Origin of the sequence: Maribacter antarcticus DSM 21422 (assembly GCF_000621125.1) — a bacterium.
GTDB lineage: Bacteria > Bacteroidota > Bacteroidia > Flavobacteriales > Flavobacteriaceae > Maribacter > Maribacter antarcticus.
In genome coordinates, this window is sequence record NZ_JHZC01000011.1 from 120,117 (window position 1) to 133,008 (window position 12,892).

Consider the following 12,892-nt stretch of genomic DNA (forward strand, 5'->3'; position numbering starts at 1 on the left):
TAGATAATTGATTTGGAAGTGTTAAATATTTCAACTAGATTTCGAGGGAATAATGATTTCCATCACATAACGTTTTCTACCACAACCAACCAACCCTTATACCATGCTTTATGAATTCAAAAAAATTACTCCTTTGGTCCACTACCGTTGCGTTCGGAGGCTTCCTTTTTGGCTTTGATACCGCCGTAATTTCTGGAGCAGAACAAACCATTCAAAAATTATGGGGTCTAAGTGATGCCATGATTGGCCAAACAGTGGCAATGGCGCTTTATGGTACTGTAATTGGCGCTTTATTCGGAGGTTTTCCAGCAGATATTTTAGGCCGGAAGAAAACTCTAATATGGATTTCTATCCTATATTTTATTTCAGCGGTAGGCTCTGCCCTTGCACCCGAAGTATATTCATTAATGTTTTTTCGTTTTATTGGCGGTCTTGGTGTAGGAGCATCTTCAGTTGTGGCGCCAATGTATATTTCGGAAATAGCGCCAGCCCATAAAAGAGGGCAATTAACCGCTCTTTTTCAATTCAATATCGTTGTCGGTATCTTGATAGCTTACCTGTCCAATTATTTTATTGGTGGAGCAGGTGACGGCAATTGGAGGTGGATGCTCGGTATAGAAGCTTTCCCAGCCTTGGCATTTATTATCATGATATTATTTGTACCGAGAAGCCCTAGGTGGCTAATTGTAAAAAGGGGATTAATAGAAGAGGCGAAACATGTCTTAGATATTATAGATTCGAGTACATCGGATCAACAATTAAAAGCGATTCAAGACCATAAGGACGGGACTAAGAAAGTGGGCTTTAAAGAGTTTTTTTCAGGCAAGTTCAATCTTCCCATTATGCTGGCTTTTTTAATTGCTTTTTTTAACCAGCTTTCGGGTATAAATGCAATTATCTATTATTCACCTCGGATTTTTGCGGACACCGGTATGGCCGAAAGTTCTGCACTCTTATCTTCTGTTGGTGTTGGTGTGGTAAATTTAGTAGCGACGCTCTTGGGAATGTTCTTGATAGATAAGATGGGGCGAAAATTTCTAATGTACATTTGTTCCTTTGGTTATATCATAACCTTGGGCCTCATATCAGCAGCATTTTATACGGGAATTGGTCAAGGAACCTTTCTGATTCCAGCATTAATTTTTATGTTTATAGCTTCACATGCAGTAGGCCAAGGAGCGGTTATTTGGGTGTTTATTTCCGAGATTTTTCCTAATAGCGTTCGTTCGTACGGCAATTCTTTGGGTTCAGGAACGCATTGGGTTTTTGCTGCCATCATTGCGGGCACATTCCCATATATAGCCAGTACCCTAGGTGCTGGAACCACCTTCGCAATATTTGCTTTTATCATGATTTTCCAGTTACTATTTGTTTGGAAAATGATGCCAGAGACTAAAAACAAGACCTTAGAAGAAATTGAAGAAATGTTGATTGACCCAAAAAAATAACTATAAAAGCAACGATAATGAAACATAGGTTTAGTGACAAAGTGGTTTTAATAACTGGGAGTAGTTCAGGCATTGGTCGTGGTGCCGCCCTTACTTTTGCTGCCCAAGGTGCGAAGGTCGTATTGGCCTCACGTTCCCAGGATGCCAACCAAGAGCTTCTGGATGAAATTCATAAAAATGGGGGTTCGGCAATTTTTGTAAAGACTGACATTACCAAAACAGAAGATATAGCCCATATGGTAAAGCGTACTATTGCAGCATATGGCAAGCTTGATATTGCGGTAAACAATGCAGGCGTAGAAGGCACTCCCAATGTTAAAACCGCAGATTATGACGAACAGGTTTGGGATCAAATAATTGATATTAATTTGAAAGGGGTCTGGTTATCTATGAAATATGAGATTCCTGAGTTATTGAAAGAAGGTGGTGGGGTTATTATAAACATTTCCTCCTTGGCAGGTCTTCAAGGTGGAGGCGCGGGTATCGGCTACCATGCCTCAAAGTTCGGTGTAGTTGGCATGACTAAGGCAACTGCATTAGAATACGCTAAAGATAATCTTAGGGTCAATGCGGTTTGCCCTGCTGTTATAGAGACACCGATGGCGGAACGTGCTTTTGATACCGACGAAAAAAGAAAACATGGCATTGATTTTCATCCGATAGGAAGGTTTGGTACCGTAGATGAGGTGGTAAGCACAATTTGTTGGTTGGCATCTGACGAGGCTTCTTTTATAACAGGATCGGCTGTGGCTGTCGACGGTGGTGCAAACTTATAGATTTTGATGAAAGTAAGAGGGAAGATTATACCGGGTTATGGAGTGGCATCTGGAAAAGGTCATGACACAAGGTATCCGGATGGAACCCTAAGATTACAATATCCTTTTTTTAAAGAAAGGGGACTCGATCTTGGAAATTACTTTTTGGGAACGCTTAATATAGATATTTCGCCATTTCGCTATGAGATTAAAAAACCAAGCTATTTTTTTGAAGCTATTGATTGGTCAAAACATATTCCGCCCGAAAACTTTTACTTTTTTAATGTCACCTTAATTTTCGAAGGGAATCGCCATCAAGCGCTCGTATATATGCCTGGACCAGAAACCAAAGTTGACCATGAGCAACTATCAACGATGTTGGAAATCATAGCACCTCCCTTAAAAAATATGCATACAGGCCAAATCGTACATTTGGAAATAGACGAAGAAAGCTTAGAATTCTCAAAAGGGTAACTTATCAAAGCAGTTTCAAACTGAAACGAACAACACAACACGCCCTAAATTCGCCAGCTCGCAAAACACCTTCCTAAATCCCTCCTTTCCAGGAGGGATATTACAGTTAAAAGAATAAAAACGCTATAACCATTACTCCTCTACAAACAAATAATTCAACTTTAAGTTATTAAATGCGGCGTTGAAATCTTGCAACTCTTTGTCGAGCATCGAATCAAAGGCTTTTAATTGTGTTTCAATCTTACCTGTGAGTTCTTTTTGAACAGCTATGTCTTGATCTGTTGGCGGAAAGTCATCTATCCCCACCAAGCGGTTCAAATGTGCCAATTTATTCGTCAAACGAATGGGGAAATTCAAAGGATCTTGACCACTTCTGTTCTGCGTTTGATACAAGGCCTTTTCGATTTTTCCAAATTCCTCTTTCATTGCTTTTGCCTTTTCTACCAAGGCTGCCGTTTGCTCGCTGCTTTTGTATTGTTTAGCAAAAGCATCCAATTGGCTATTAACGCCTCTTATTTTCTTTATTGATCCATGTGCCTTATTAATAGTCGTATTGATACTTGAAATAAAATCGTGCTGCTTTTGCATATCGGATATGGATACCTCAGCCCGTGGATCAGGTATGATGGTGAATTCTTGCGATTGGCTAGTCCCGTTCACATTCAGATGTACTTTATACTTCCCAGGTACTGCTTTTGGTCCGTTGAAGCCCGCTGCCCAGAAAATCATACCCTCTAAGGTTTCGGCTTTTTTACCACGTGTATTCCACACATGAGTGTTTCCTCCTTTTTCGACTTTTAGCTTCTTGTCTTTCTCTTTTGATGTATTATTGAAGGATGCCAAAGTATCTCCAGCTATGGTTGTATAGGTGATTGCAATACTATCTTTCTCTGCAAGGTTCTTCAAATAGAAATTAGAGATTACGCCGTTTGGATGATTCATACCTTCTGTTTTGGAAGGTTCACTGCTTGCACGACCTTTGGTGCGATAACTATCCTTTGGTTGGTATATAATGGATGCCATACGCTTCTTTCCTGCATCCAATTGATGAAGGACGGTAAGGTCATCTAAAATCCATAAGCTTCTTCCTTGAGTGGCTACAATTAAATTGTTGTCTTTGATAGCCAAATCGGTAATTGGAACGATGGGAAGATTCATTTGAAACGGACTCCAATTCGCGCCATCATCAAAGGAAATATACATTCCTGTTTCGGTGCCAGCATAGAGTAAGCCTTTTCTTTTTGGGTCTTCGCGAACGACCCTTGTAAAATGCTCCCTATTTATACCATTCGTTATTTTCTTCCATGTCTTCCCGTAATCAGTAGTCTTATAAAGATAGGGAGCAAAATCACCCAACTTGTATTTAGTTGCTGCCACATAGCATGTCCCCTCGTCAAAAGCGGAAGGTTCTATGCTGTTTATCATATTCCATTCTGGCATTCCGGCGGGGGTTACATTTTCCCAATTGGCACCGCCATCTTTGGAGACATGAATTAATCCGTCATCACTTCCTACCCATAACAATCCTTCTTTTAAGGGACTCTCATTAGCCGCGAAAATAGTACAGTAATACTCTACTCCTGTATTGTCTTGCGTAATTGGTCCACCACTAGAGACCAATTTAGCAGGATCATTTCGTGTTAAATCATCCGAAAGTAAATCCCAACTTTGACCTTCGTTCGTACTCATATGAACATGCTGTGAAAAGGTATATAATTTCTTCGGGTCGTGCTTACTAAACATGATAGGAAAATTCCACTGAAATCGATATTTCATTCCATCTGCACCATATCCCATTGGGTTATCAGGCCAAACGTTGATACCTCTAACAGTTCCTGTTTTGTGATTTACACGGGTAAGGAAACCACCATAAGAACCTCCATAGACAATATCATTATTTAAAGGGTCAACCGCAATATGGGCGGACTCGCCCCCTGCAGTTTGTTCCCAATCGTCTTCGCTTATACTGCTTCCGTCGCTACGGTGATTCACGCGCAACGTCGAATTATCTTGCTGCGCTACATAAATACGATACGGATGCGAATTATCAGTAGTCACGCGATAATATTGTGCCGTGGGTTGGTTGTGGTAGGTACTCCATGTTTCACCAGCATCATAGGAAATCTGGGCGCCACCATCATCACCAATAATCATACGCTTGGAATCTTCAGGCGCAATCCACAAATCGTGGTGGTCGCCATGGGGAGCGTTAAAAGTATTAAACGTCTTTCCCCCATCCGTAGAACGATGGTAACGCACATTCATCACATACACCGTATTCTCATCTTCCGTATCAGCATACAAACGGGTGTAGTACCAAGCACGTTGGCGTAGCTTCCGTTCGCTATTTATCTGTGTCCACTCTTTTCCACCATTATCAGAGCGATACAATCCTCCTTTTTCTTTGTTTTCGACTAAGGCCCAAACACGCTCAGAGTTTTTTGGGGAAACCGTTACTCCAATAATACCCAAGGTATCTTTTGGGAAGCCTTCATTCTTTGAAATCTCTGCCCACGTTTCACCACTATCGGTACTCTTCCATAAACCAGAACCGTCGCCACCGCTACTTAAACTATACGGCGTACGTTGCGCACGCCATGAAGAAGCGTATAAAATACGTGGATTGTTCGGGTCTAACGTAAGGTCTACAAAACCAGATTGGTCGTTGATAAATAATTTCTTACTCCATGTTTTTCCACCGTCGGTACTTTTATAGATACCACGGTCTTGTGTAGGCTTGTAAATATTCCCGAGTACAGCAGCATATACGATATCTGCATTAGTAGGGTGAATACGAATTCGCGGTACATGGCGACTATTTTTTAACCCTGCGGATGTCCAAGTTTTACCTCCGTTTTCTGTTTTCCAAATACCATAACCTGAAGAGACATTACCACGAAGGGTTTTTTCACCACCACCTACATAAATCACATTCGGGTCACTTTTAGCGACCTCAACAGCACCAATACTACCCCCAAAATAACCGTCGGAAATATTAGCCCAAGTACGTCCACCATCTAATGTTTTCCAAACACCACCCCCTGCAGCACCAAAATAAAAGAGATTGGGTTCACCAGGCACGCCAGTTACAGCAGCCGATCGCCCCCCACGATGCGGTCCGATAGATCGATACTCCATGCTGGAGTACAAATCTTCAGGATACGAAACGGTTATCTGATCAGATTTCTTTTTTCTTTGAGCTTGTAATGAGTTGGGAATCAAGAATACAGCAAGCATAAAAATACTTGCCCAAGTGTAGCACGTTTTCATTTTTTTAAGTATTGTAATTAGTCAAGCTTAAAAGTAATGAAAAAGAGGGGATTCCTAAAGAAGGATACCATGTCGTTTCTCTATTTTCTTTCTCCTTCATGAATTTATTATATTTTTTCTAGTTTTTATGTACTCCTTGACACTAAGCACCAACAAAGCCAACAAAGCCAACAAAGCCAACAAAGCCAACAAAATAAAAAGTAAAAAAATGAATAGTAGCGCCATGTTAAGTCGATTTTATATTAAATTAACTACAACATTTTTCAGCAAGTCACTTGTTCCTAAAGTTTTACGTGAATTTCTAAATTTTTGAGTTAATAAAAATTTACGAACTCAAAGTACTCCTTACCTCACTCCTTAAAAAATAACCAGTAACCAAGGTCGCAAGTACATCTGCAATGGGAAATGAAATCCAAACCCCCAATTCCCCTAGATAGTTTGGAAGAATAAGGATTAGGGGAATAAAGAAAAATCCTTGTCTAGACAAAGTCAACAATAAAGCAGGCAGCGCTTTTCCAATAGCTTGAAAATAGGCTGCACCTATAAGTTGTAAAGCAATAATGGGCGTTGCAGCAAAAACCCAACGCATGGCCGAAGGTGTGTTTTCTAGCACAAAAGCATTCGTGTCTAGCTCTAACGTAGTCATTCCTTCTTTAGAGCTTAGAAAAAGGTTTGCAATCTCCGCTGGAAAAATGAATAGACCAATAAATACAACAGTAGCGAGCACACTAGCATACACTATCGCCGTATTGATAACCTGACGAACACGCTCATATTTTTTTGCTCCATAATTAAAACCTGCGATAGGAAGAAAACCTTGGGTTACTCCAAAAACAGGAAAAAGCGCAAACATCAGCATTCTGCCTATAATCGCATAGACCGCAACCATAGCCTCTCCACCCAAACTAAAAAGTATATTATTCATCAAAAGGTACACAACACTAGTGGTGGCCTGCCTTGCCAAGGTCACGACTCCTAGAGAAGAGATTTCCCTTACAATGGGCATCTTTAAAAGAAAATTTTTCCAGTTTGGTTTTAATTCGGAATTATTAGAAAGAAAAAAATAGAACACATATCCAAAACATAATACGTATCCTATGGTGGTTGCCCATGCTGCACCTGCCATACCCCAATCAAATACATATATAAAAATATAATCCATAACCAAATTACCCACAGAAGGAATAATCATGGCTATCATCGCGAATTTTGGTTTCCCCTCTGCACGTATGACCGTGTTACCCATCATACAGAGACCTAAAAAAGGAATCCCGTACAGGACTATGGTATAATAGATTTTGGCTGGTTCAAAAATGGCACCTTTCCCACCAAAGGCAGGTATTAGATCATCTACAAAATAGAGGCCTAGCGCTACCATTCCAACCGTAACCAAAACTGTTAAGGTTACTTGATTCCCAAACGTTGCTACCGCCTTTGAATAATCATTGGCTCCCAGAGCTCTTGAAACAATACTGGAACCACCTATTCCGATGGCCATACCAAGTGCTCCAATAAAAAAAGAGACCGGCAACACTACATTTATGGCTGCAATAGCGATGGATCCTATCCAATTTCCAACAAAGATAGAATCGACCAAAATATTCAAGGACATCACCAAAATCCCAATACTTGCTGGCACCGCTTGTTTTACTAATAGTTTACCTATCGGCTCCGACCCTAATTGTTCCGATGATACTTTACCCATTTTTTAAACTGAATGTTATTTTATGGTACAAGACCAGAAGCAATAGCAATACGTGCATGCGTCGCTAAAACCGATACATTATGCATAAGCCAAAGAAGCAAAACAGAAAGGATTAAAAGCGAATATTTCGCACGGAAAACTATTTCCAGTTGTACGATAAATATCGTTTTACACCCAACACCGCAAAGCATTTTCAAGAGTGGAAATTGGTATGTTCTTAAAAATTAGTTTTACAATATAGGTTCAGCGAATCTCTTTTGATCAACGATACCTTCAGAAATTTCATCCCATAAATTGATACGACATTCCAGCGATTTCTTTGATATTTCAAGCACTTCGTTCCATTTTACAGCATCCCCATCGCAAAGTTCAACAATCATCTTTATAGATAAAGGACCGTGGTCGTCGCCATCCAACTCTATATGTCGTTTTAAATAATAGGATAGTTTCGGATATGCATTTGGCCCCTCCTTGGATGTATTATCTATAATTTTCAAGAACATATCTGGAATCAATTCTTCCCTACCAAAGGTAAAGGCAGCGGCTATTTTGTGAAGCTCATTGCTTTCTATCACCTCAAATGTAAAACGCAAAAACTCCTTGGCCGCAAAGCTCAATTCTGAATTATCTATGGTATCCTGAATGCAATCCATACCCTGCACCTTATTCAAAAAACGCAATATATTATTGCTGTCGGCACCTACTTCTTCCATAGCATCCAAGTACATTTCAAAATGACTTCTGTTTACACCCAGCTCATTACGATCTGTTTCTTCCTCCAAAACAATCTCATTAATAAACCGCGCTGTATTGGCATTTTTTACCGGTTTCCAAGGCAATTGGGTACAGGTTAATCCAATCTGCAAGGCTTTTAACAAAGACATAAAATCCCAGACCGCATAAACATGGGTTTCCATGAAGTATGTTACATCTTCCAATGTATCAAGATTCTTATATAACTTATGACTTCTTAATTGCTCCCTCAAAGGCAATAAGGCTTTTTCTACTGCTGTAATTTCCATATTAAACTTTTAAATAGATTTTATTTCTTTTACTAAACTAATTAGTCACATGTCACCGGATTTAGTTTCCCCGTCTGCTCCCAATCATTTACCCATTTCGCCATCACGCTTACCCAAGCATCATTATCGTTTAAACAAGGGATATGCTTGTAATACTCTCCCCCGGCTTCCTCAAATTCTTCTTTACCCTCCATGGCAATCTCCTCCAAGGTCTCCAAGCAATCACTCACAAATGCTGGCGTAATAACGGCCAAACGCTTAACACCCTCTTTGGCCAAACGCTCAAATTCGTAATCGGTATAAGGTTTTAACCAAGGGTCGCCCGCTAATCTGGACTGGAAAGAGGAGCTTACCTGTTCTTCCGGCAAGCCTAAATACGCTTTTACCATTTCCGTGGTGTCATATACTTGATGTCTATAGCAGGTGTTGTGCGCAACAGAATTTGTTTTACAGCAACTTCCATCAATTTTACAATGAAATTTAGTAGGGTCGCTCTTTCTAATATGGCGTTCCGGAATACCATGATAAGAAAACAGGATATGATCGTAGTCAAAATCCTTTAATCCATCTTGGATGCTCATGGAAAGCGCCTGTATGTAATCTGGATGCTTATAAAAAGCAGGCAAAGTGGTCACCTTCATTTTAGGGAAGCCCTTTTGCTGTTCCTCCAATGTCTTTACGACTACCGTTTCGTAGGATGACATTGCGTAATGTGGATACAAAGGAACTAAAAGTACATCATCAACACCTTGATCTTCCAATTCTTTTAAACCCTCTTTTATGGACATGCTCCCGTAACGCATTCCTAGTGCTACCGGCATATCTGTATGCTTTTTAAGCTTATTGGTAAATTTCTCTGAAAGTATAATCAACGGCGAACCCTCTTCCCACCATATTTTGGCGTAGGCCTTCGCTGATTTTTTTGGTCGGGTCTGTAATATAATTCCTTTTACTAAAATAGCTCTTAGCCATTTAGGAGCATCAATAACGCGTTCATCCATTAAGAATTCATCCAGATAAGGCTTAACATCTTTGGGAGTGGGGCTGTCTGGTGAACCTAGATTAACCAATAAAATTCCTTTCATAGCGCAACTTATTTTAGTACAAAAATAAGCTTTGCAACCTATTTAAACTATAGGTGTGCACCTTACTTTTATTGATTGTGATATAAGAAGATTCAATATTTCTACTTAAAATAAATTTCTTTTCAGTATTATTCCACTTTAAATGAAATTTATGGATAGCTTTTTTGATCATTTTTCAAACAAATCGCTGTTAACGCTTTTTATAGCATTTATTGCGTTTTTAGGCCTTTATTGGAGCGTATTGCTGGTATTGAGAAAATTAGGTAAGGACCCCAAGTACCTAGTTCCAAAAGGAGTTATGAGAAAATTGGCCTTCCCTATTTTTATGATTTTTGTATCGATTTTCATACGAATGGAGTCGTTAAGATTGGTTTTAGGTCTAGAAAGTGAGGCATACATATTTAAAAAGGTCAGCACGGTATTCATTATTTTTTCCATGACCTGGCTCATTGTGGTCATACTTAAAGTGGTAAAACGAATAGTCATCAATAATTATGATGTCAATAAAGCAAAAAACCTAAGAGCCCGTAAAATCTACACGCAGTTTAATATTTTGGAACGCATTGTTATTTTTGTGGTGGTCATCCTTGCCATCGGTTTAGCACTCATGACCTTTGATGAAATTCGCGAAATAGGCATAAGTGTCTTTGCCTCTGCCGGAGTTGCGGGAATCATCATCGGTTTTTCAGCACAAAAGTTGATAAGCACCGTCTTGGCTGGAATACAGATTGCTATCGCCCAACCCATAAAGTTGGATGATGTAGTCATCGTGGAAGGAGAATGGGGGCGCATTGAAGAAATTACCTTGACCTATGTTGTTGTTAAAATTTGGGACAAACGCAGATTAATTCTTCCTACGCCTTATTTTATCGAAAAGCCCTTTCAAAATTGGACCAAGAGCTCCTCTGACATTTTAGGAACAGTATTTTTGCATATGGATTATAGGGTACCCTTCGATGAACTCCGAACAGAATTAACCACTATTTTAAAAAGCACGGACCTTTGGGATGGTGAGGCTAATAATATTCAAATAACGGATAGCAAAGCAGGTTTTGTTGAAGTAAGAGCACTATTAAGCGCGAAAGATGCCTCGGACGCATGGGATTTACGGGTACTCGTAAGGGAAAAGCTGATTACCTTTCTACAAAAGAATTATCCTGATAGTATTGCGCACAATAGGGTGATGTTAACCGAGACGGCCGCGGATAAAAAATAAAAGATATCTCTTTAAGTTAAAATTTATTTTTATGAAACACTTGCTTGTATGTACCTTTCTACTTCTCTCTATTTTTTTGGGATTTACACAACAGATTATCTGCTCCCCAAAAGATAGACAGGCCGTTGAAGATAAAATTATTGAAATCGATGGTCTCTTAGAAAGTGATTTTGGAAAAACTGTAGTAGCTGTTGGTAAGACATTTATGGGGACTCCCTATGTTGCCAAAACCTTAGAGATTGGTGAAGTAGAATCACTTGTGGTAAATCTTCAAGGTCTGGACTGTACTACTTTCATAGAGAATGCTCTTGCTTTTGGCCTGATGCTAAAAAGCGAACAAGTTCGTTTTACAGATTTTACAGAAAACCTAGAGTCCATACGATATAAACATGGAATACTAGACGGCTACGGTTCACGATTACACTATTTTACCGATTGGATACAAAGCAATCAAAAGAAAGGGCTATTAAAAAATATTACAGCAGAAATAGGCGGTGTTGGAATAGAAAAAGATATTAATTTTATGGGTACGCACAGAGACCTTTATCCGTTTTTGCAAGATGATGCAAACTTTAAAAAAATACTCGCTACGGAAAAGGAACTTGCTCAAGAAACCTTTTGCTATTTACCACAAGACAAGATTAGAGCCAATGAACATTTGATACAAAACGGAGATATCGTCGCCTTGGCAACCTCCATAAATGGACTGGATGTAACCCATACGGGTATTGCTACACGAGAAAAAGATGGCCGCATACATTTATTGCATGCTTCCACCGGGGCAATGGAAGTTGAAGTAACCAAAAAGCCCTTAGCCGACTATTTAAATGGCGTTAAGAAGAATATCGGTATTTTGGTTGCGCGGCCTATAGTCGACTAATCTATAATGAAATTGAAAACGTTATCTATAAATTGTACAAAATTCAAGTCTGTATATTTATTTTCCGAGTGCCCCATGCTGGTATAAAAACTAGTTCCTCCATCTGGCCGCTCCCATAACTGTGCCGTCATTCTAGTATCGTCATAAGAATTAGGACCTGTATCCGAAACTCTTAAAAGCTCAGAAAAAATACTGTTCAAATAACCACCCTCCCAATAATACCATTCTTCATTATCGTTCCAAGGAAAAGAAATTCCGCTAGTTAATTGACTATTTGCATTCTGTATGGTAACGGTAGCCCCAAAATTATTGGATGTATGGTTAGGACCGTTTCTAACACTACAACCCGTAACGTTCTCCGCATACCAATCCCATATACCTTTGCCATTACCAGAAACCGTACTGGCCAAACTATGACCGTAAGCATCACTCGCCGCATGGTTAGAAATAAAATTGCCTCCCTGTGCGGCATAACTCTCCACATTAGCCCTTTGGGTTCCATTTAAAAAATCTCCGGAAGTGTTTGAAAAAAATATGATGTCATACTGATTTAAATTCGAAAGTGTGTTGAATTCGCTTCCATCATTATCTGAAATAACATCAAAGCTTTGAATCGCGGCTATTTGTTCTACCATAGCTACACTTTCGCTTTCCGTACCATGGTTAAAACCCGAAGTCTTGGTAAAAACTAAAACTTTTGGCCTTGCACTTGGGGTACTTGTAGTCACGGATACTGCTGAACTCTGAGAAGACTCATTCTCAGCTTCGTCAATTGCCAAAACTGTAAACGAATACGTAGTCGAACCACCAAGACCCGTTACTGAATATACTGTCCCAGTTACCTGAGTTATCTCACTGCCATCTTGATAAACCTTATAACCCGTTACACCAACATTGTCAGTCGATGCGCTCCAATTCAATTCAACACCTGTTACCGTAACATTAGAACTGGAAAGTCCTAAAGGTGCCGATGGAGCTTCTGTGTCCGCAGGTGAAAGTGTAGTCACGGATACTGCTGAACTCTGAGAAGACTCATT

Annotated in this window: 10 protein-coding genes; 5 read left to right on the forward strand and 5 right to left on the reverse strand. The window is 39.7% G+C overall.

Translation table 11 applies throughout. The annotated features are described in order from the left end of the window. The first annotated feature begins 110 nt into the window (after positions 1-110). The 3 genes from Q360_RS0111995 to Q360_RS0112005 are packed head-to-tail and all read left to right on the forward strand — an operon-like array spanning position 111 to position 2,677. Entirely contained in the window at positions 111-1,448 is a 1,338-nt protein-coding gene (locus Q360_RS0111995; RefSeq protein ID WP_027077325.1) for a sugar porter family MFS transporter, read from the forward strand. A 17-nt stretch (positions 1,449-1,465) separates the two neighbouring features. Continuing rightward, positions 1,466-2,224: a glucose 1-dehydrogenase gene (locus tag Q360_RS0112000; RefSeq protein WP_027077326.1), complete on the forward strand. Its 759-nt coding sequence runs from the start codon at positions 1,466-1,468 to the stop codon at positions 2,222-2,224. Between the two features lie 6 nt (positions 2,225-2,230). Then, positions 2,231-2,677, forward strand: a complete 447-nt coding sequence (locus Q360_RS0112005; RefSeq protein WP_036195783.1) for a hypothetical protein — start codon at positions 2,231-2,233, stop codon at positions 2,675-2,677. Between the two features lie 132 nt (positions 2,678-2,809). Here the strand turns inward: Q360_RS0112005 and Q360_RS0112010 are convergent, their stop codons facing one another. From Q360_RS0112010 to hemH, 4 genes are all read right to left on the reverse strand, one after another. Beyond that, positions 2,810-5,947, reverse strand: a complete 3,138-nt coding sequence (locus tag Q360_RS0112010) for a WD40/YVTN/BNR-like repeat-containing protein (protein ID WP_027077328.1) — start codon at positions 5,945-5,947, stop codon at positions 2,810-2,812. A 325-nt stretch (positions 5,948-6,272) separates the two neighbouring features. Beyond that, the gene (locus Q360_RS0112020) at positions 6,273-7,652 is read right to left on the reverse strand and encodes an MATE family efflux transporter (protein WP_027077330.1); all 1,380 of its coding nucleotides are present in this window, start codon (positions 7,650-7,652) and stop codon (positions 6,273-6,275) included. A gap of 230 nt (positions 7,653-7,882) precedes the next feature. Beyond that, a complete protein-coding gene (locus tag Q360_RS0112025; RefSeq protein WP_027077331.1) occupies positions 7,883-8,674 on the reverse strand; it encodes a DUF3050 domain-containing protein in 792 nt (263 codons plus the stop codon). Between the two features lie 41 nt (positions 8,675-8,715). Next, on the reverse strand, positions 8,716-9,759 hold the full coding sequence (gene hemH, locus Q360_RS0112030) for a ferrochelatase (protein WP_027077332.1): 1,044 nt from the start codon (positions 9,757-9,759) through the stop codon (positions 8,716-8,718). Positions 9,760-9,910: 151 nt separating this feature from the next. On the opposite strand from hemH, the gene Q360_RS0112035 reads away from it, so the two are divergent. Together Q360_RS0112035 and Q360_RS0112040 are read left to right on the forward strand one after the other, a co-directional pair. Beyond that, positions 9,911-10,975 (forward strand): mechanosensitive ion channel family protein, encoded by a 1,065-nt coding sequence (locus Q360_RS0112035; RefSeq protein WP_027077333.1) that lies wholly within the window; start codon positions 9,911-9,913, stop codon positions 10,973-10,975. A gap of 31 nt (positions 10,976-11,006) precedes the next feature. Continuing rightward, entirely contained in the window at positions 11,007-11,855 is an 849-nt protein-coding gene (locus Q360_RS0112040) for an N-acetylmuramoyl-L-alanine amidase-like domain-containing protein (protein WP_027077334.1), read from the forward strand. Here Q360_RS0112040 and Q360_RS23080 read toward each other — a convergent pair. Next, positions 11,852-12,892: ThuA domain-containing protein (locus Q360_RS23080; protein ID WP_211251592.1), on the reverse strand; the 1,041-nt coding region annotated here is incomplete at its 5' end. The genes Q360_RS0112040 and Q360_RS23080 overlap by 4 nt on opposite strands.

Bases quoted from the DNA above. Each gene is read 5' to 3' on its own strand.
- Q360_RS0112035 (WP_027077333.1), top strand. From the start codon at position 9,911: ATGGATAGCTTTTTTGATCATTTTTCAAACAAATCGCTGTTAACGCTT.
- Q360_RS0112040 (WP_027077334.1), top strand. From the start codon at position 11,007: ATGAAACACTTGCTTGTATGTACCTTTCTACTTCTCTCTATTTTTTTG.
- Q360_RS0112000 (WP_027077326.1), top strand. From the start codon at position 1,466: ATGAAACATAGGTTTAGTGACAAAGTGGTTTTAATAACTGGGAGTAGT.
- Q360_RS0112005 (WP_036195783.1), top strand. From the start codon at position 2,231: ATGAAAGTAAGAGGGAAGATTATACCGGGTTATGGAGTGGCATCTGGA.
- Q360_RS0111995 (WP_027077325.1), top strand. From the start codon at position 111: ATGAATTCAAAAAAATTACTCCTTTGGTCCACTACCGTTGCGTTCGGA.
- Q360_RS0112010 (WP_027077328.1), bottom strand. From the start codon at position 5,947: ATGAAAACGTGCTACACTTGGGCAAGTATTTTTATGCTTGCTGTATTC.
- Q360_RS0112025 (WP_027077331.1), bottom strand. From the start codon at position 8,674: ATGGAAATTACAGCAGTAGAAAAAGCCTTATTGCCTTTGAGGGAGCAA.
- hemH (WP_027077332.1), bottom strand. From the start codon at position 9,759: ATGAAAGGAATTTTATTGGTTAATCTAGGTTCACCAGACAGCCCCACT.
- Q360_RS0112020 (WP_027077330.1), bottom strand. From the start codon at position 7,652: ATGGGTAAAGTATCATCGGAACAATTAGGGTCGGAGCCGATAGGTAAA.